The organism is Stutzerimonas stutzeri (genome assembly GCF_024448985.1).
Taxonomy (GTDB): domain Bacteria; phylum Pseudomonadota; class Gammaproteobacteria; order Pseudomonadales; family Pseudomonadaceae; genus Stutzerimonas; species Stutzerimonas stutzeri_AP.
Genome location: NZ_JAMOII010000008.1, coordinates 20784 through 39425 on the forward strand (window position 1 = coordinate 20784; position 18642 = coordinate 39425).

Sequence of the window (18642 nt, forward strand, 5' to 3'; positions counted from 1 at the left end):
AAGAACCTTGAACTGGTGAAACGACAGGCCGCAAATTGTACCGGAAAGCCTGAACGATGAAGGCGACGGGTGATCACCAGTCGCGAAACGCGCCGGCTCAGACCGGTAAGGCAACCATGATGCTGACAGACTCTGCGAGGGCGGTCTGCTCCAGCAGATTGCGTACCGGTGCAAACGATCGCCGATGGATGACTGACGGGCCGAGCCGCTGCAGTGCTTCCAAATGATGCGGCGTCGGGTACCCCTTGTGAGCCGACAGGCCGTAGCCCGGATAGCATAGATCCAGCGCACACATCTCCCGGTCACGGCTGACTTTCGCCAGGATCGAGGCAGCCGCGATGGCAGGCACCTGAGCGTCGCCTTGGATCACCGGAGCACTGGGCACTGCAAGCTGCGGGCATCGGTTACCGTCGATAAGGGCCAATCGGGGCGTCACACTCAGCCCTTCGACCGCTCGCTGCATCGCCAGCATGGTGGCGTGCAGGATGTTCAACTGGTCGATCTCGTGTACCTCGGCGCGGGCAATGCACCAGGCGAGCGCCTTCGCACAAATCTCGTCGAACAGCGCCTCTCGCCTTGCTTCGGTGAGCTTCTTCGAGTCATTGAGACCCTCGATCGGCCGCGCGGGATCGAGAATCACCGCAGCCGTCACGACAGGTCCGCACAGGGGGCCACGGCCGACCTCGTCGACGCCAGCGACCAGCTCTTCGACGAGGTTGAAATCGAGACCGATCTGCATCAGCTTGCCTCGACCAGTTCGAGTACCGCACTGGCAGCCTGACTCGACGCATCGCAACGCAGCGTCCGATGGATGGCGTCGAAGCCTTCGGTTTGTATATCGCCGTTGTCCAGCAGGGGCGACAGCAGTTGCGCCATGGCATCCGGAGTCGCGGCGTCCTGCAGAAGCTCTGGCACCAGCAAGCGCTGGGCAAGAAGATTGGGTAATGACACGTACGGACTTTTCACCATGCGTTTGAGGATGCGAAAGGTCAACGGCGCAACGCTATAGGCCACGACCATGGGGCGCTTGAATAACAAGGCCTCGAGCGTCGCAGTACCAGAGGCGATCAGCACTGCATTGCACGCCGCCAACGCCTCATGGGACCGCCCATCGAGCAGCGACAGCGGTAAGTCGCGGCCAGCCAACATCTGCTCCAGCTGCGCACGTCTTTCGGGACTGGCACAGGGAACAATGAAGCGGATACCGGGGCGCATCGAACGTAGTCGGTCCGCGGCGTCGAGGAAAAGCTCGCCCAGACGACCCACTTCGCCACCCCGGCTACCCGGCATCAGCGCAACGATCATTCCTTCCTGCGGAAGGTTCAACGCAGCTCGTGCCGCGGCGCGATCGGGTTCCAGCGGAATGGTATCGGCCAAGGGATGGCCGACGAAACGCACCGCAACCTGGTGCGCGTCGTAGAACTTCGCCTCGAACGGAAAAAGGGTAAGCATCAGGTCGCAGGCGTCTCGGATCTTCATCACGCGCTTCTGCCGCCACGCCCATACCGAGGGGCTGACGTAGTGCACAGTCTTGATACCGTTGCGCCGCAGCTTGAGGGCCAGATCCAGGTTGAAATCCGGTGCATCTATACCAATGAACACGTCGGGGCGGACTTCGAGCAGCGTTTTCAGCAAACGCTTGCGGCGTGCAAGAAGTTCGGGCAGCCGACCGAGTACCTCCACCAAGCCCATCACCGCCAGACGTTCCAGCGGGAAGTAGGATTTAAGCCCCTGCGCCTCCATGAGAGGACCGCCCACGCCAATGAATTCGACCTCCGGGTGCTGCGCTCTGAGCGCCTGCATCAGACCCGAACCAAGAATGTCGCCAGAGGCCTCACCGGCCACCAGCGCGACTGTCAGCGGCCTGGACATATCAGCGCGTGATGCCACGTTTCGAGGCTTGCACCGAATCACGGAACAGCGCCACTTCGGGAAACGTCTGCGCATCGGCGGCGAGCGCGGTCAACGCAGCGTCGACCGTCAGCCCTTTGCGGTAGACGACCTTGTAGGCGTTGCGCAGGGCTGTGATGGCCTCGGCACTGAAACCGCGGCGGCGCATGCCCTCGAAATTCATGCTGCGTGCCTCGGCGGGATTACCGAATACAGTGACGAACGCCGGAACGTCTTTGCCAATGGCGGTACCCATGCCCGAAAAGCTGTATGCGCCGATATGGCAATACTGATGAACCAAGGTGTATCCCGACAAAATCGCCCAATCGCCGACATGCACATGCCCCGCCAGCGCGGTGTTGTTCACCAGGATGCAATGGTTGGCGATCACGCTGTCATGACCGATGTGCGCGTAGGCCATGATGAGGTTATGGTCCCCGATGGTGGTTTCGCTTCGATCCTGCACGGTACCGCGGTGAATGGTCACGCCTTCGCGGATCACGTTGTGGTCACCGATCACCAGACGCGTCGGCTCGCCTTTGTACTTAAGGTCGGGCGTGTCCTCGCCAATCGAAGAAAACTGAAAAATACGATTATGGCGACCGATGCGGGTCGGCCCCTTGATGACCACATGCGACGCGATCACCGTCCCCTCGCCTATTTCGACGTCCGGGCCGATGATCGACCATGGCCCGACCTGGACGTCATCCGGCAGCCTGGCCGAAGGATCGACGATAGCGCGAGGGTCGATCAAACTCATATCTTCTGTTCCGCGCAAATGATTTCGGCGGAGCAGACGAGCTTGCCTTCAACACTCGCGCGGCAATCGAACTTCCAGATCCCGCGCTTGGCACTGATGAAAGACGCTTCAAGGCTCAGCTGATCGCCCGGCACGACCGGCTGGCGGAAGCGCAGCTTATCCGAGCCGACGAAATAATAAAGCGTACCGTCAGCCGGCTTGGCGCCCATCATCTTGAACCCAAGCAGTCCGGCCGCCTGCGCCATAGCTTCGATGATCAGCACGCCTGGCATGATGGGATGCTGTGGAAAATGACCATTGAAGAACGGTTCGTTGACGGAGACGTTCTTGTATGCGCGAACACGCTTGGCGTCCGTATCCAGCTCCGTCACCCGATCAACCAATAAAAAGGGGTAACGGTGAGGAAGGTATTCGCGAATCTCGTTGATATCCATCATATGAAGAAAATGCCCGTAAGAATTATGGGAGCCAGCACGGCCAGGGTCGTGCACCCGCGGTAAAAGCCTCTAGCAGGGACGATCAGGCGATAGGGTCAGGCATCAGAAGCCGCATCCCCACGCGGGGTCACGGAAGCCAGGCGTTTTTCCACTTGCTGCAGGCGACGAGCCATATCGTCGAGATGACGAATCCGGGCGGCACTCTTGCGCCATTCCGCGGCTGGCTGCATGGCCGTCCCCGACGAATAGCTTCCCGGCTCTGTGATTGACCGAGTGACCATAGTCATACCGGTAATGAAGACGTTATCGCACACTTCGATATGTCCAACGAGCCCGACACCACCGGCAATCATACAGTTGCGGCCGATCTTGGTGCTTCCGGAAATACCGCTGCAACCGGCCATGGCGGTGTTATCGCCGATCTGGACGTTGTGCGCGATCATGATCTGGTTATCTAGCTTTACGCCATTCCCGATGATCGTGTCGGAGAGTGCCCCACGATCGATCGTGGTATTAGCACCAATCTCGACATCGTCGCCGATTCGCACGCCGCCGAGCTGAGCGATCTTTTCCCAACTGCCATTCTCGTTGGCGAAACCGAAACCTTCGCCACCGATCACAGCACCCGGCTGAATCACGACTCGCTCACCGATGCAGACGTCGTGGCAGAGGGTGACACGCGAAGCCAGACGGCCACCGGCGCCCACGCGGGTACGGGCACCGACGAACGACTGAGCACCAATCACGACGTCCGGACCGATCCAGGCATCCGCCTCGATCACGGCTTGGGCGCCAATACTAGCGCTGGGGTCGACCTGTGCACTTGGATCAATGATGGCGCTTGGGTGAATGCCGCTGGCAGCCTTCGGCCGCGTCTCGAACAAGTGCGAGATGCGTGCATAAGCAAGGTAGGGATTGGCAACGAGCAGCGCAGTGCCGCTGTAACTTTCGGCGTCCTTCGGCGTAAGCAGCACGGCTCCGGCGCGGGTGTTCGTAAGAAACTTGCGGTACTGGGCGTTGGCCAGAAAACTCAGCTGTTGCGGGCCGGCGTCCTGTAGCGTGGCCAGCCCCGACACCGGTTGTGCTGCATCGCCACGCAGGCTGGCGCCCAGCTGCTCGGCGAGCTCGCCGAGCGTATAGACGATCGTATTCATTAGCGCAGCTGATTCATGCGCTCGATGACTTGGCGGGTGATGTCGTACTGCGGCTTGACATCAACTACCGCGCCGCGTTCGAGCACCAGATCGTAGTCACCCTTCTTGATGACCTCTTCCACCGCCTTGTCCAGCTTCGGCTTGAGCTGCTTGAGCATATCGCGATCAGCAGCGGCCTTGGATTCGTTCAGCTCCTTGGAAAGAAACTGGAAATCACGCGCCTTCTGTTTGAATTCCAGCTCGAGGCGCTCACGTTCCGCCTGCTGCATCTTGTCCCCATCCTTGCCTAGACGGTCCTGGATGCGCTTGGCATCGCTTTCCAAGCCTTTGAGCTTGTCCAACTGCGGACCGAACTTCTTTTCCGCATCGACGGAATAACGCTTGGCAGCATCCGATTCGAGCAGCGCCATCTGGTAGTTCATTACTGCAATCTTCATGTCAGCGAATGCAGGGGTCGCCGCTAGAGCAGCAGCCACAAGGAGCAATTGAGTCAACTTACGCACGGTATATACCACTCTAAGAAATACACTGGAGCAACGCTCCGGATGATTAAAAGGTTTGGCCCAGCGAGAACTGGAAAACCTGAGTATCTGCATCGTCGGGCTTCACGACTGGCATCGCCAAGCTGAAACTCAAGGGTCCCATGGCGGTGATCCAAGTCAGACCCACACCGACCGAACTGGCCATGTCGCCGAAATCGATATCGCTGCACTTGGTCGATCCCGACGGACAGTTGGTGTCGTAGACGTTACCGATATCCCAGAACACAGAGGTACGCAGCGAGCGCTGATCCTTGACGAAGGGCATTGGGAAAAGCACTTCCATTCCACCTTGGATCAGCACGTTACCACCAAAGGGCAGCTCATCTTGGTCAGGATCTCTAATGGTTCCAGGTTTTCCGCCGGGATTACCCTCCCCTCGGCTCGGCGTACTGCGTGGCCCAAGACTACTGTCCTCGAAGCCCCGCACCGAGCTGAATCCGCCGGCATAGTAGTGCTCGTAGAACGGCAAGCGCGATGTCGAGCCGTAAGCATCGCCATACCCTAGCTGAGTATGCAGACGCATGGTGTAGCTCTCGCTCAACGGCACGAAAAGCTGACCGTTATAGTCGATCTTGTAGAAGGACAGGTCACTGCCTGGAATGGTGGTTTCCAGCGAGAGACTTTGCGAGTGACCGCGCGTCGCCAGTACACCGCGGTTCAGTGTGGATTCGGACCAGCCAACGGACGCCTTGAAGTTGAGGTAGCTGTCACCCTCCTCCTCCATGAAATCGAAAATCTCGTCGACGGTGTAGCGACCAGTGTCGATGGTGTCCTGCTGCGCGGACAGACCAAACGACAACCGCGACGTCTCGCTGATCGGATAACCGATATTGACCCCGCCGCCCAGGCTGTCGACCGAGTAGCTGGACACGTCATAGTCCAGCTCGTCGTAGTCAGTGGTCCGGTAGAAGGCGTTATAGCCAAGACTGACACCGTCTTCGGTCCAGTAGGGATCGACGAAGCCGAAGTTGTAACGCGACTGGTATTCGCTGCGGGTCAAACCGATGCTGACCCGGTTACCGGTCCCCAGAAAGTTGTTCTGGCTGATCGAACCACCCAGGATCAGACCAGCATTCTGAGCGAAGCCAATGCTCGCCATGATCGAACCGGAAGGCTGCTCTTCGACGCTGTAATTCACATCGATCTGGTCATCGGTGCCAGGCACCTGCGGGGTTTCGACGTTAACTTCCTTGAAGAATCCCAAGCGCTCCAGACGGGTCTTGGACTGATCGATCAGGTAGGTCGAGGCCCAGCCGCCTTCCATCTGGCGCATTTCGCGACGCAGTACTTCGTCTTCAGTCTTGGTGTTGCCACGGAAATTGATGCGATTGACGTAAGCCCGCTTGCCTGGATCGACGACGAAAGTAATCGATACGGTGTTGTCTTCATCATTGGCTTGCGGCACGCCGTTGACGTTGGCGAAGGTATAGCCTTCATTACCCAGTCGTCGCGTGATCAGTTCGGAGGTGGTGGTCATCACCTTTCGCGAGAAAACCTGGCCTTCTTTCGCCAGCAGCAGAGACTGCAATTCTTCCTGCGGAACCTTGAGATCACCACTCAGTTTTACGTCGCTGACCGTGTAGCGATCGCCTTCGGCGATATTCACGGTGACGTAAACGTCTTTCTTGTCAGGCGTGATGGATACCTGGGTGGAGGTGATATCCATGTTGATATAGCCACGATCCAGGTAGTAGGAACGCAGGCGTTCGAGGTCACCGGAGAGCTTTTCCCGAGCATATTTGTCGTCGTTACGGAAGAACGACAACCAATTGCTGGTCTTCAGCTCGAACAGATCGGTTAGGTCTTCATCGGGGAAGACCGAATTGCCAACGACGTTGATGTGCTTGATCGAAGCGACCGAGCCTTCGTTGATGTTGATCTTCAGCGCGACGCGATTACGCGGCTGCGGGACGACCTCGGTCTCGATGGTGGCCGAGTAACGGCCCTGTGCAACGTATTGGCGTTGCAACTCGTTGCGTACGCCTTCGAGCGTCGCGCGCTGAAATATCTCACCCTCGGCGAGGCCCGACTGCTGCAAACCGGAAAGCAGATCTTCGGTTTTGATGGCCTTGTTGCCGTCGATTTCGATACCGGAAATCGATGGTCGCTCGACCACATTGATTACCAGCACATCGCCTTCGCGACCAAGCTGGATATCCTCGAAGAAGCCGGTACGGAACAGCGCGCGGGTTGCATCTACCAGACGACTGTCATCGGCAGCCTGACCGACGTTCAACGGCAACGCACCAAAGACACTGCCTGCGGAGACGCGTTGCAGGCCATTGACACGTATATCGGAGATGGTGAAGGACTCGGCGTGAACTTCGGCAATCATCAGTGCGGAAATAACCGCAGGCAGCAGCAGACGTTTCATGAAGTCCTTTCTTTTCAAACCTGATAATTGAACCTGCGCTTTGCGCGGCGACATCAAGGTATATGGCAATTAAAGGCGGCCAAGGTCGTTGACCAGCGCAAGCAGCATCACCCCAACAACCAGGCTGATACCGATCTGTACTCCCCAGCCCTGGACCCTGTCCGACAAGGGACGTCCACGGACCCACTCAACCAGATAGAAGAGCAAATGCCCACCATCCAGGACCGGGATAGGCAATAGATTGAGTACCCCAAGGCTAATACTCAGGTAGGCGAGGAAGTTCAGAAAGTCGCCCACGCCCGACTGTGCAGAAGCGCCCGCCACTTTAGCAATGGTTATCGGGCCGCTCAAGTTTTTTACCGAGAGCTCCCCGAAGAGCATTTTTTTCAAAGAATCGAGCGTCAGAACGCTCATTGTCCAGGTCCGACGGAGCCCTTCGACTACCGCTTCGAGCGGCCCGTAACTGACGTTTCGCAGCATTTCCGCCGGCCACTCACCGGCTGCGACTCCAGCACCAAGATACCCACGACGGCTACCGTCTTCACCCCGCTCGGCTAACGTTAGAGGCAGCTCCAACCGCTGCCCATCGCGTTCGATTTCGAGTTGAACGGCCTGACCGTACAGCGGCGTGACACGATCGATCACGTCCTGCCATTCGTTAAGCGCCTCGCCATCGAGGCTGAGCAGCCGATCGCCGAGACGCACGCCGGCCGCCTGAGCAGGCCCTTGTGGATCGAGTTGAGCGACTACCGGGGCGATTTCCGGACGCCAGGGGCGTATACCCAGCGAACCGATCGGGTCCGGTTCCTCGGCGCCTTTCAGCCAATCATTCAACTCCAACTGCAGTCGCTGCGACTGACTGCTATCACTATCGCACACCAGCAATTCGAGCGAGCCGCTTTCGCCCAGCCGCCTGATCAGTTGAAGATTCACCTCTGACCAGCCCGAGGTAGATTTGCCGTTGACCTCTACGATTTCATGCCCGGCCATCAGCCCGGCGCGCTCGGCGAGGCTGCCCGCTTCGACAGCACCAACTACCGGTCGAATCTGCTCGGCCCCAAGCATTGCCAGCGCCCAGAAAAACACCAGCGCAAGGAGGAAGTTCGCCAAGGGCCCAGCCGAGACGATGGCGAAGCGTTGTTTCACTGACTTGCGGTTGAACGTCTGATCCAGCAAGGCCGGTGGGACATCACCTTCGCGTTCATCGAGCATCTTCACATAGCCGCCGAGCGGAATCGCCGCTATGACGAACTCGGTGCCTTGACGATCATGCCAACGCACCAGTGGACGACCGAAGCCTACCGAAAAACGCAGAACTTTGACGCCGCAACGACGCGCGACCCAGAAATGTCCGTACTCGTGAAAGGTTACCAGCACTCCCAGCGCCACTAGGGTGCCGATGATCATGTACAGCGCGCCCATATTTTCCTCTGCCTCGAAAGGCCTGATTAGAAGCCACCGACTCCGGTGAAATCAATTCCGCGCATCGCCACTGCCGGCCACTACCGATCGCGATTATGCAACCAGCGCGACGCCAACGTGCGAGCCTGGGCGTCGGCAGCAAGCACATCTGCCAAGCAACGAGCCGGAACCGATGCTTCCTGGTCGAGTACGGCCTCGATGATACTCGCGATTTCAGTGAAGCGAATGCGACCGTCGAGGAACGCATCCACCGCCACCTCGTTCGCGGCATTGAGCATAGCCGGCGCCGTCCCACCGTCCTGAGCGGCCTGCCGAGCAATGCGAAGGCATGGGAACCGCTGCAAGTCTGGAGCTTCGAAGTTAAGACTTCCTGTCTGCAACAGGTCCAGCGCCGAAACTCCTGATTCGATTCGCTCCGGCCAGGCCAGCGCGTGCGCTATTGGAGTGCGCATGTCGGGATTACCGAGCTGCGCCAGCACAGAGCCATCGATATAGTCGACCATGGAATGGATGACGCTTTGCGGGTGAATGACCACCTCGACTTGTTCAGGGCGCGCATCGAACAGCCAGCACGCCTCGATGAGCTCGAGTCCCTTGTTCATCATGCTCGCCGAGTCCACGGAGATCTTGCGCCCCATGGACCAGTTCGGATGCGCACATGCCTGCTCGGCGGTTACGTCTGAAAGCTGTTCCAGCGGTAGCTGGCGGAACGGTCCTCCGGACGCGGTTAGCAGTATCCGCCGCACCCCGACGCTGCTGAGCCCTTGCGCATAGTTGCCCGGCAGGCATTGGAAGATAGCGTTATGTTCGCTGTCGATTGGCAGCAGTACGGCCTCGCTGTCCCGAAGCGCCTGCATGAACAGCGCGCCGGACATTACCAGCGCCTCCTTATTCGCCAACAGCACGCGTTTGCTGGCCTGCACGGCTGCGAGCGTGGGACGCAAGCCAGCCGCACCGACAATAGCGGCCATCACCACATCAACCTCGGGATGCGCCGCAACCTCACTCAGCCCTCCCTCTCCGACCAGCACGCGAGTCTTTACAGCATCGCTGTCGAGCTGACTCTGCAGCTCGCGCCCCTTGTCGCTGTCAGCCACCACGGCATAACGTGGACGATGCATGCGGCAGAGCTCGCGCAGTTCAGCGACACGGCTGAAGGCAGTCAATGCGAACGTCTGGTAGCGTTCTGGATGACGAGAGATAACGTCCAGCGTGCTCAGGCCGATCGAACCGGTCGCCCCCAACACCGTTACCTGTAAGGGTCGATTCACCAAGCACCCCAGCCAGCAAGCCACAACAAAACGGTAAACACCGGTACCGCCGCGGTCAGACTGTCGATGCGATCCATCACACCACCATGTCCGGGCAAAAGCTGGCTGCTATCTTTGATGCCGGAGCTACGCTTGAACATGCTTTCGGTCAGATCGCCCACAACAGAGATCACAACCACCAGAGCAGCGCCGAGTAGCGCCAATACCAGCGCCCGCGGCGACCAGCCCTGATACAAGCCGACACCGAGCGTGATCAGCAGACTCGTGACCAGCCCGCCAATCAAGCCTTCCCAGCTTTTACCCGGGCTAACCTGAGGCGCCAGCTTGCGACGACCAAAGGTCTTACCTGAAAAATAGGCACCGATGTCTGCCGCCCAAACCAGCACCATCACCGCTACGATCAGCCAATTTCCTTGCGGCCATTGTTTGAGCACGACGAGCGCCAACCAAGCCGGAAGCAAAATCAACAAACCGATCGCGAGGCTGCCAAAGCGCCCTCCCCAGTGGCGTTGACTGCCTGGATATCCGAGCACCAATGCCGTTGCGATCAGCCACCAGACGACGCTGATCGAGAGCAACCAAGGAGTCAGTGATGGCAGCTGGTACAGCGCAACGAGCAACAGGGCAACGACCAGCGCATAGCCGATTCTCGCGAACTGACCGGAAAAACCCGCCAGACGCGCCCATTCCCAGCCACCCAATACCACCACCACACCAATAAACAGCGCGAATGCGAGACCGTCGAGGAGAAAGAAGCCGATCAGTGCGATCGGCAGCAGGATGGCGGCGGTGATGATGCGTTGTTTCAACATTCTGCACGGACCTCTGTCTCGACTTGATCGCCGGTCTTACCGAAACGCCGTTGCCGCTTGGCGAAATCGGCCAGAGCGGCGCGCATTGCATCGTGTTTGAAATCCGGCCAGAACAGGTCGGAGAAATACAGCTCAGCGTATGCCAGCTGCCACAGTAGAAAATTACTGATGCGCCGCTCGCCGCCGGTGCGAATGCATAGATCCGGCAGCGGCATATCGCTGGTAGCGAGATAGCTCTGGAAAAGCGCCGGTGTAACCGACTCAGGATCTAGACGACCACTCTGTGCTTCACGAGCCATCCGCTGGGCCGCCTGCAGGATGTCCCACTGACCGCCATAATTCGCTGCGACCTGAAGAACGAAACGGCCAGCACCAGCTGTTATCTCTTCGGCCTCGAGCATTGCGGTCTGCAGCTCGGGATGAAAGCGCGAGCGATCACCGATGATTCGCAGGCTGATGCCGTTCTCATTGAGCTTGCGCGCCTCTCGGCGCAGCGCGGTCAGAAACAGCTCCATCAACGCGCCAACCTCATCAGCCGGCCTTTGCCAGTTCTCGCTGGAGAAAGCGAATAGCGTCAGCACTTCGACACCCGCCTCGGCACAAACCTCGATGACGGCTCGCACCGCATCGACACCCGCTTTGTGGCCGGCCACGCCCGGCAAGAGACGGCGCTTGGCCCAGCGATTGTTGCCATCCATGATGACTGCGACGTGACGGGGCACATGCCGCCCGGCAATCTGCCTGACCTTTTCCATGAAACGACTCTACCTGCGCTCAATCACGTTGCGAACAATGGGTGGAACTGACGAAGGCAATTCCCGGGGCACATCCCCTCGCGCTTGGGATCCTGGACGGATCGCGCGCTCCGACGCGAGCAATACGGACGAAGTCCTGTACCGCCCATCAAACGGCCATCAGGTCGCTTTCCTTGCCCTCAAGCGCCTTGTCGATTTCCGCAACATACTTGTCGGTCAGCTTTTGAATGTCGTCCTGAGCCCGCCGATCTTCGTCTTCGCTGATTTCCTTTTCTTTCAGCAAATCCTTGAATTGAGCGATGGCATCGCGGCGAATATTACGCACCGCAACACGAGCGTTCTCGGCTTCGGCACGCGCCTGCTTGGTATAACCCTTGCGTGTCTCCTCGGTGAGCGCAGGCATCGGAACACGGATAGTGGTACCGGCAGTTGCAGGATTCAATCCCAGATCAGACGTCATGATGGCCTTCTCGACGGCCTGAATCATGCTCTTGTCGAAAACGGTCAGGGCCAGGGTACGGGAATCTTCGGCAACCACGTTTGCAACCTGACGCAACGGGGTATCGCTGCCGTAGTACGACACCATCACGCTATCGAGGATGCTCGGGTGAGCACGGCCGGTACGGATCTTGGCGAATGCATGCCCCAGAGATTCCAGGGTCTTCGTCATACGCTCCTGGGCGTCTTGCTTGATCTCGTTGATCATTGGTTCTGTTCCTCGATCAGTGTTCCTTCAGCGCCGCCGAGCACGATATTGAGCAGGGCACCGGGCTTGTTCATGTTGAACACTCGCAGCGGCATATTGTGGTCGCGGCATAGGCAAATGGCGGTCAGGTCCATGACGCCCAGCTTGCGGTCGAGCACGTCATCATAAGTCAGTTGTTCGAATTTCTCGGCATTCGGATCCTTGAAAGGATCAGCGGTGTAAACGCCGTCAACCTTGGTAGCCTTGAGCACCACATCAGCATGGATCTCGATAGCGCGCAGACAGGCGGCCGAATCAGTGGTGAAGAAAGGATTGCCGGTGCCGGCCGAGAAGATCACCACTTCGCCGCTTTTGAGATGGCGCATCGCCTTGCGTCGATCGTAATGATCAGTCACACCGACCATGGAAATCGACGACATGACCAGAGCGGGAATGTTCGAGCGTTCCAGAGCGTCGCGCATGGCCAGCGAGTTCATCACCGTTGCCAGCATTCCCATGTGATCGCCGGTTACGCGGTCCATACCGGCTGCCGAAAGGGCGGCGCCACGGAACAGGTTCCCGCCGCCGATAACCAGACCCACCTCTACGCCGATGCCTACCAGCTGCCCGACCTCCAAGGCCATGCGATCAAGCACCTTGGGATCAATGCCGAAGTCTTCCGAACCCATCAGGGCTTCGCCGCTTAATTTGAGCAGAATGCGTTTATAGCGAGGATTGCGTGCACTCATCTGCTGAGCCATTGGCGTTGTCTCTCCTGCGGCGTTTGTATGACTAAGCTGGCTCTACTGCCAGAAAATATCTGCGCTATGACAGCACAGTGACGGGTTGGTGCCAGCGCTGACTATAGCGCGGCAGAAAACATTTCCACCCTCCAGTCTGACGAAGAGGCCGCGCGCGTGAGCGGGCAGCCTCTTCGAGGACAGCAGAAGCGTCTTATTGCTTAGTGGCAGCTACCTGAGCCGCAACTTCAGCAGCGAAGTCGACTTCAGCACGCTCGATGCCTTCACCCACTTCGTAACGGACGAAGGATACGATCTCTGCACCGGCTTTCTTCGCCAGCTCGCCGACCTTGACGTCAGGATCTTTGACAAAGGCCTGCTCGACCAAGCTGGCTTCAGCAAGGAACTTACTGATGCGACCGGCAACCATCTTCTCGACGATTTCGGCGGGCTTGCCCTTGATCTTATCTTCGTTCAGCGCCAGGAAAATTTCCTTTTCCTTCGCGACGGCCTCTTCGGAAACCTGCGACGGATCCAGGAACTGGGGGTTGCTGGCCGCGACGTGCATGGCAATTTCTTTAGCCAACTCGACGTTACCACCCTTCAGGGCTACCAGAACGCCGATGCGATGACCATGCAGATAGGAACCAACCAGATCAGCTTCAACAGTGGTCAGACGGCGAATATTGACGTTCTCGCCGCACTTGGCAACCAGCGCCTCACGATCAGTTTCCTGAGCGGCAATCAGCGGAGCTGCATCGACCATCTTCTCGGCGAAGGCCTTCTCGACGCTGTTGCTTACGAAATTCTTAAAGTCGTCCTGCAGAGCCAGGAAGTCGGTCTGCGAGTTAACTTCGATAATTACGGCACGCTTGTTGTCATCGGCGACTTTGACCGCAATGGAACCTTCAGCGGCGATGTTGCCCGCCTTCTTGGCGGCCTTGATGGCACCAGCGGCACGCATGTCGTCGATGGCTTTCTCGATGTCGCCGCCGGCAGCGGTGAGTGCCTTTTTGCAATCCATCATGCCTTGGCCAGTGCGCTCGCGCAGTTCTTTAACCAGGGCTGCAGTGATCTCTGCCATGTTCGCAAATCCTCTCGATTCGATTTTCGATCATGCCCTATAACTCGGGCGATCAATTCGTGATTGGCAAAAAGGGGGCATAGCCCCCTTTCTGTTCAACGGGTATCAGCTATGCGACCGCGCGCTCAGCCTTGAGCGGCCTCGGGGGCGGCTTCTTCGACGAACTCGTCAGCACCACCGGCGCCATTCTGACGGCCACGCAGCACAGCATCTGCCATGGAGCCCAGATACAGTTGCACGGCGCGGATGGCATCGTCATTACCAGGAATGATGTAGTCGACGCCTTCCGGGCTGCTGTTGGTATCGACGATACCGATGACCGGAATGCCCAGCTTGTTGGCTTCGGAAATGGCAATGCGCTCGTGATCGACGTCAACGACGAACATCGCGTCCGGCAGACCGCCCATGTCCTTGATACCACCCAGGCTACGATCCAGCTTTTCCAGATCACGGGTACGCATCAGGGCTTCTTTCTTGGTCAGCTTGTCGAAAGTACCGTCCTGGGACTGGGCTTCCAGCTCGCGCAGGCGCTTGATCGACGCACGGATGGTCTTGTAGTTGGTCAGCATGCCGCCCAACCAGCGATGATCGACATACGGCGAGCCACAACGAGCGGCTTCTTCGCGAACGATCTTGCCAGCGGAACGCTTGGTACCAACGAACAGAATCTTGTTTTTGCCCGCAGCCAGCTTTTCAACGAACTGCAGCGCGTCGTTGAACATCGGCAGGGTTTTTTCGAGGTTGATGATATGGATCTTGTTGCGCGCACCGAAGATGAACTTGTTCATTTTCGGGTTCCAGTAACGGGTCTGGTGGCCGAAGTGCACACCGGCCTTCAGCATGTCGCGCATGGTGACTTGAGTCATGATACTTCCTCGGATAAGTCGGGTTAGGCCTCCACGCGTCCCGATATCCAACTCTTGCGAGCACCCAGGATACCGTGTCGACACGTGTGTGGGGTTAAGCGCAACGGGCCTCCCCGTTGAGCGGCGCGTTTTATAGCACAAAGACAGCCTGGAAGGCTAGGCGGAAATTCTCGCGCACCCTGTTCTCGTTGAGCCCTCTAGCCTCCAGCGCTTTTATCAGCTCCTCATTCATTTGGTTTATCATTTGCGCTTTCGTTTTTCGCAGCGCTCCCCGGCGCCAATGAGGTTTGCATGACTGTCACTATCAAGACTCCCGAAGATATCGAGAAGATGCGCATTGCCGGACGGCTCGCCGCCGAGGTGCTCGAGATGATCGGCGAGCACGTCAAGCCGGGCGTCACCACCGATGAACTGGATCGCCTCTGTCACGACCATATCGTCAATGTGCAGCAGGCCGTACCTGCCCCGCTCAACTACAAGGGCTTCCCTAAGTCGATCTGCACTTCGATCAACCACGTGGTCTGTCATGGGATTCCCAACGACAAGCCTTTGAAGGATGGCGACATTCTCAATATCGACATCACGGTCATCAAGGATGGTTACCACGGCGACACCAGCAGGATGTTCATCGTCGGCAAAGCGCCGGAATGGGCCGAGCGCCTGTGTAAGGTGACTCAAGAGTGCCTCTATAAAGGTATCGAGATTGTCCGTCCCGGCACGCGTCTAGGCGATATTGGCGAAGTGATCCAAAAGCACGCCGAGAAAAATGGTTTCTCCGTGGTCCGTGAATATTGTGGTCATGGCATCGGCAAGGTTTTTCACGAGGAACCCCAGGTGCTTCACTATGGCCGCGCGGGAACCGGTCTTGAACTTACGGAAGGTATGACCTTCACGATCGAGCCAATGATCAATCAGGGCCGTTCGGAAACCCGCCTGCTCGGCGATGGTTGGACAGCCATCACCAAGGACCGCAAGCTGTCCGCTCAATGGGAACACACGATTGTGGTCACCGCTGACGGCTATGAAATATTCACACTGCGCAGCGATGACACCATAGCTCGCACATCGCCATGATTGCTTACCGATTTGATGTTTGACGGAGGGCGGCGACATGCCTCAGGTTGATCCAGAGTTATTCGACCGCAGCCAGTTCCAAGCAGAATTGGCGCTCAAGGCCAGCCCCATCGCCGCCTTCAAAAAGGCCATTCGCAATGCGCGGGAAGTGCTCGACGCGCGCTTCCTGGCTGGCCGTGATATCCGCCGCCTGATCGAAGACCGAGCATGGTTCGTAGATCAGATCCTCAGGGCCGCCTGGGGCCGCTTCGACTGGAGCAGCGATGCCGAAATCGCACTGGTTGCCGTTGGCGGCTATGGCCGCGGCGAGCTACATCCTTATTCCGATATCGATTTGCTGATCCTGCTCGAAGACAACAGCCACGAGAAATTTCGCGTCTCCATCGAAGGCCTTCTGACCCTGCTCTGGGACATCGGACTCGAGGTCGGCCAGAGCGTGCGTTCGGTCCGGGAGTGCGCCGAAGAGGCGCGTGCGGACCTGACGGTCATAACCAATCTCATGGAAAGCCGTACCATCGCTGGCCCCGAGCACCTACGGCAAAACATGCTGAAGGTCACCAACCCATCGGAAATGTGGCCGAGCAAGGAATTCTTTCTCGCCAAGCGTAACGAGCAGGCGGCACGCCACTCCAAGTACAACAACACCGAATACAACCTGGAGCCGAACGTCAAAGGCTCACCCGGCGGGTTGCGCGACATTCAGACGATCCTGTGGATCGCACGCCGGCAGTTCGGCAGCCTGAACCTGAATGCGATCGTCGACCAGGGGTTCTTGACCGAAGGTGAATTCGCCTTGCTGGTTTCAGGCCAGGAGTTCATCTGGCGAGTCCGTTACGGGCTGCACATGCTGGCTGGACGCGCGGAGGATCGCCTGCTATTCGACCATCAGCGCAGCCTCGCCGCCCTCCTCGGCTATAAGGACAGCGACGCCAAGCTGGCGATCGAACGCTTCATGCAGAAGTACTACCGTGTCGTCATGAGCATCTCCGAGCTCAGCGATCTGGTGGGACAGCACTTTGCGGAAGTTATTCTTTGGGAAGGCGACAGCGGTGATGCCGTACCGCTCAATAGCCGCTTTCTAGTACGCGACGGTTATCTTGAAGTAACTGACGACTCGGTGTTTCAACGCAGGCCCTTTGCGATTCTCGAAATCTTCGTACTGCTGGCGCAGCACCCTGAAATTCAAGGCGTTCGGGCAGAAACCATTCGTCTGTTACGTGACCATCGCCACCTCATCGACGATGATTTCCGCAGCGACATTCGCAACACCAGCCTGTTCGTCGAGCTATTCAAGTGCAAGGAAGGCATCCACCGCAACCTGCGTCGAATGAACCGCTACGGCATCCTGGGGCGTTATCTGCCCGAGTTCGGCCATATCGTCGGACAGATGCAACATGACCTGTTCCATATCTACACAGTCGATGCCCACACGCTCAACGTTATCAAATACCTGCGCAAGCTCAGCAAGCCCGGCGTGGCGGAAAAATACCCGCTGGCCAGCAAGCTGGTCGAGCGCCTGCCCAAGCCTGAACTCATCTACATCGCAGGGCTTTATCACGACATTGCCAAAGGCCGCGGCGGCGACCATTCGGAACTTGGCGCAGTGGACGCCCAGGTATTCTGTGAGCGCCACAAGCTTCCCGCCTGGGATACACGCTTGGTGGTCTGGCTGGTAGAAAACCATCTGGTCATGTCCACCACCGCTCAGCGCAAGGACCTATCGGATCCTCAGGTCATCAACGATTTCGCCCAGCTGGTCGGCGATGAGACCCACCTCGATTACCTCTACGTGCTGACGGTGGCGGACATCAACGCAACCAACCCAACCCTCTGGAATTCGTGGCGCGCCAGCCTGCTGCGCCAGCTATATACCGAAACCAAACGAGCCCTCAAACGTGGCCTAGAAAACCCACTAGGTCGCGAGGAGCAGATTCGCCAGACCCAGCGCGCCGCGCTCGATAACCTGGTGCGCAACGGCACCGATCCCGACGACGCAGAACAGCTGTGGTCGCAGCTGGGCGACGATTACTTCATGCGCCACAGCTCCACTGATGTCGCCTGGCATACCGAAGCCATCATCGAGCACCCAAGCGACGGCGGCCCGCTGGTTTTAATCAAGGAAACCACCCAGCGCGAGTTCGAAGGCGGCACGCACATTTTCATTTACGCACCGGATCAACACGACTTCTTCGCGGTGACCGTAGCGGCTATGGATCAGTTAAATCTGAACATTCACGACGCCCGCATCATCACCTCAAGCAGCCAGTTCACCCTGGACACCTACATCGTGCTGGATGCCGACGGCACACCTATCGGCAACGATCCGAAGCGCACCGAAGAAATCCGCCAAGGCCTGATCGATGCGCTGCGCAATCCGGACGATTACCTGACGATCATCAAGAAGCGCGTACCTCGCCAGCTGAAGCATTTCGCATTTCCTCCGCAGGTCACCATCCATAACGATATGCAACGCCCGCAGACTATTATCGAAGTGATTGCGCCCGACCGCCCGGGCCTGCTGGCACGTATCGGCCAGCTGTTCCAAGACTTCGATCTGTCCGTGCAAAACGCCAAGATCGCCACGCTCGGCGAGCGCGTCGAGGACGTTTTCTTCGTCACCAACGCAGACAATCAACCACTATCGGATCTGAAACTTTGCGTTCAGCTACAACAGGCGATGATCAAGCAGCTGTCCCAGGAAAATGAGCACCAGCCCTCTCCAAGCAGCATCGTCATCTAACGTGCCGCTTGGGGAAATGACGGCAGCAAGCACGCG

The 18642-nt window shown here is 58.2% G+C and carries 17 protein-coding genes; 2 read left to right on the forward strand and 15 right to left on the reverse strand.

The genetic code is table 11. The annotated features are described in order from the left end of the window. Positions 1-97: 97 nt before the first annotated feature. The 15 genes from rnhB to rpsB all read right to left on the reverse strand — a co-directional run bounded on the left by rnhB (position 98) and on the right by rpsB (position 14792). Complete coding sequence (rnhB, locus tag NA647_RS11145) at positions 98-739, reverse strand: ribonuclease HII (RefSeq protein WP_256057753.1); 642 nt, start codon at positions 737-739, stop codon at positions 98-100. After that, entirely contained in the window at positions 739-1872 is a 1134-nt protein-coding gene (gene lpxB / locus NA647_RS11150; protein ID WP_256057754.1) for a lipid-A-disaccharide synthase, read from the reverse strand. The genes rnhB and lpxB overlap by 1 nt, the downstream gene beginning before the upstream one ends. A 1-nt stretch (position 1873) precedes the next feature. Beyond that, on the reverse strand, positions 1874-2650 hold the full coding sequence (gene lpxA, locus NA647_RS11155) for an acyl-ACP--UDP-N-acetylglucosamine O-acyltransferase (RefSeq protein WP_256057755.1): 777 nt from the start codon (positions 2648-2650) through the stop codon (positions 1874-1876). After that, on the reverse strand, positions 2647-3087 hold the full coding sequence (gene fabZ, locus NA647_RS11160) for a 3-hydroxyacyl-ACP dehydratase FabZ (RefSeq protein WP_256047852.1): 441 nt from the start codon (positions 3085-3087) through the stop codon (positions 2647-2649). The genes lpxA and fabZ overlap by 4 nt, the downstream gene beginning before the upstream one ends. Positions 3088-3182: 95 nt before the next feature. After that, complete coding sequence (gene lpxD / locus NA647_RS11165) at positions 3183-4241, reverse strand: UDP-3-O-(3-hydroxymyristoyl)glucosamine N-acyltransferase (protein ID WP_256057756.1); 1059 nt, start codon at positions 4239-4241, stop codon at positions 3183-3185. Next, entirely contained in the window at positions 4241-4744 is a 504-nt protein-coding gene (locus NA647_RS11170) for an OmpH family outer membrane protein (RefSeq protein ID WP_131648250.1), read from the reverse strand. The genes lpxD and NA647_RS11170 overlap by 1 nt, the downstream gene beginning before the upstream one ends. 46 nt (positions 4745-4790) lie before the next feature. Beyond that, complete coding sequence (gene bamA, locus NA647_RS11175; protein WP_256057757.1) at positions 4791-7157, reverse strand: outer membrane protein assembly factor BamA; 2367 nt, start codon at positions 7155-7157, stop codon at positions 4791-4793. A 69-nt stretch (positions 7158-7226) separates the two neighbouring features. Further along, a complete protein-coding gene (rseP, locus tag NA647_RS11180) occupies positions 7227-8579 on the reverse strand; it encodes an RIP metalloprotease RseP (RefSeq protein WP_256057758.1) in 1353 nt (450 codons plus the stop codon). A gap of 80 nt (positions 8580-8659) precedes the next feature. After that, a complete protein-coding gene (gene ispC / locus NA647_RS11185) occupies positions 8660-9850 on the reverse strand; it encodes a 1-deoxy-D-xylulose-5-phosphate reductoisomerase (protein WP_256057759.1) in 1191 nt (396 codons plus the stop codon). Then, positions 9847-10662, reverse strand: a complete 816-nt coding sequence (locus NA647_RS11190) for a phosphatidate cytidylyltransferase (RefSeq protein WP_256057760.1) — start codon at positions 10660-10662, stop codon at positions 9847-9849. Before NA647_RS11190 ends, ispC begins: the two co-directional genes overlap by 4 nt. Continuing rightward, entirely contained in the window at positions 10656-11417 is a 762-nt protein-coding gene (uppS, locus tag NA647_RS11195) for a polyprenyl diphosphate synthase (RefSeq protein WP_256057761.1), read from the reverse strand. The genes NA647_RS11190 and uppS overlap by 7 nt, the downstream gene beginning before the upstream one ends. A 148-nt stretch (positions 11418-11565) precedes the next feature. Next, positions 11566-12123, reverse strand: coding sequence for a ribosome recycling factor (gene frr, locus NA647_RS11200; RefSeq protein ID WP_256057762.1), 558 nt, complete (start codon positions 12121-12123; stop codon positions 11566-11568). Then, entirely contained in the window at positions 12120-12863 is a 744-nt protein-coding gene (gene pyrH / locus NA647_RS11205; RefSeq protein WP_131648243.1) for a UMP kinase, read from the reverse strand. The genes frr and pyrH overlap by 4 nt, the downstream gene beginning before the upstream one ends. A gap of 193 nt (positions 12864-13056) precedes the next feature. Then, positions 13057-13926: a translation elongation factor Ts gene (tsf, locus tag NA647_RS11210; protein WP_131648242.1), complete on the reverse strand. Its 870-nt coding sequence runs from the start codon at positions 13924-13926 to the stop codon at positions 13057-13059. Positions 13927-14051: 125 nt separating this feature from the next. Next, positions 14052-14792: a 30S ribosomal protein S2 gene (rpsB, locus tag NA647_RS11215; protein WP_131648241.1), complete on the reverse strand. Its 741-nt coding sequence runs from the start codon at positions 14790-14792 to the stop codon at positions 14052-14054. 291 nt (positions 14793-15083) lie between these two features. On the opposite strand from rpsB, the gene map reads away from it, so the two are divergent. Both map and NA647_RS11225 read left to right on the forward strand, forming a co-directional pair. Beyond that, entirely contained in the window at positions 15084-15866 is a 783-nt protein-coding gene (map, locus tag NA647_RS11220; protein ID WP_256057763.1) for a type I methionyl aminopeptidase, read from the forward strand. A gap of 37 nt (positions 15867-15903) precedes the next feature. After that, complete coding sequence (locus NA647_RS11225) at positions 15904-18606, forward strand: [protein-PII] uridylyltransferase (protein ID WP_256057764.1); 2703 nt, start codon at positions 15904-15906, stop codon at positions 18604-18606. Positions 18607-18642: the final 36 nt, after the last annotated feature.

Excerpts from the sequence above, each read along its gene's own strand:
- rnhB (WP_256057753.1), bottom strand. The coding sequence starts at position 739 with ATGCAGATCGGTCTCGATTTCAACCTCGTCGAAGAGCTGGTCGCTGGC.
- lpxB (WP_256057754.1), bottom strand. The coding sequence starts at position 1,872 with ATGTCCAGGCCGCTGACAGTCGCGCTGGTGGCCGGTGAGGCCTCTGGC.
- lpxA (WP_256057755.1), bottom strand. The coding sequence starts at position 2,650 with ATGAGTTTGATCGACCCTCGCGCTATCGTCGATCCTTCGGCCAGGCTG.
- fabZ (WP_256047852.1), bottom strand. The coding sequence starts at position 3,087 with ATGATGGATATCAACGAGATTCGCGAATACCTTCCTCACCGTTACCCC.
- lpxD (WP_256057756.1), bottom strand. The coding sequence starts at position 4,241 with ATGAATACGATCGTCTATACGCTCGGCGAGCTCGCCGAGCAGCTGGGC.
- bamA (WP_256057757.1), bottom strand. The coding sequence starts at position 7,157 with ATGAAACGTCTGCTGCTGCCTGCGGTTATTTCCGCACTGATGATTGCC.
- rseP (WP_256057758.1), bottom strand. The coding sequence starts at position 8,579 with ATGGGCGCGCTGTACATGATCATCGGCACCCTAGTGGCGCTGGGAGTG.
- NA647_RS11190 (WP_256057760.1), bottom strand. The coding sequence starts at position 10,662 with ATGTTGAAACAACGCATCATCACCGCCGCCATCCTGCTGCCGATCGCA.
- uppS (WP_256057761.1), bottom strand. The coding sequence starts at position 11,417 with ATGGAAAAGGTCAGGCAGATTGCCGGGCGGCATGTGCCCCGTCACGTC.
- frr (WP_256057762.1), bottom strand. The coding sequence starts at position 12,123 with ATGATCAACGAGATCAAGCAAGACGCCCAGGAGCGTATGACGAAGACC.
- pyrH (WP_131648243.1), bottom strand. The coding sequence starts at position 12,863 with ATGGCTCAGCAGATGAGTGCACGCAATCCTCGCTATAAACGCATTCTG.
- tsf (WP_131648242.1), bottom strand. The coding sequence starts at position 13,926 with ATGGCAGAGATCACTGCAGCCCTGGTTAAAGAACTGCGCGAGCGCACT.
- rpsB (WP_131648241.1), bottom strand. The coding sequence starts at position 14,792 with ATGACTCAAGTCACCATGCGCGACATGCTGAAGGCCGGTGTGCACTTC.
- map (WP_256057763.1), top strand. The coding sequence starts at position 15,084 with ATGACTGTCACTATCAAGACTCCCGAAGATATCGAGAAGATGCGCATT.
- NA647_RS11225 (WP_256057764.1), top strand. The coding sequence starts at position 15,904 with ATGCCTCAGGTTGATCCAGAGTTATTCGACCGCAGCCAGTTCCAAGCA.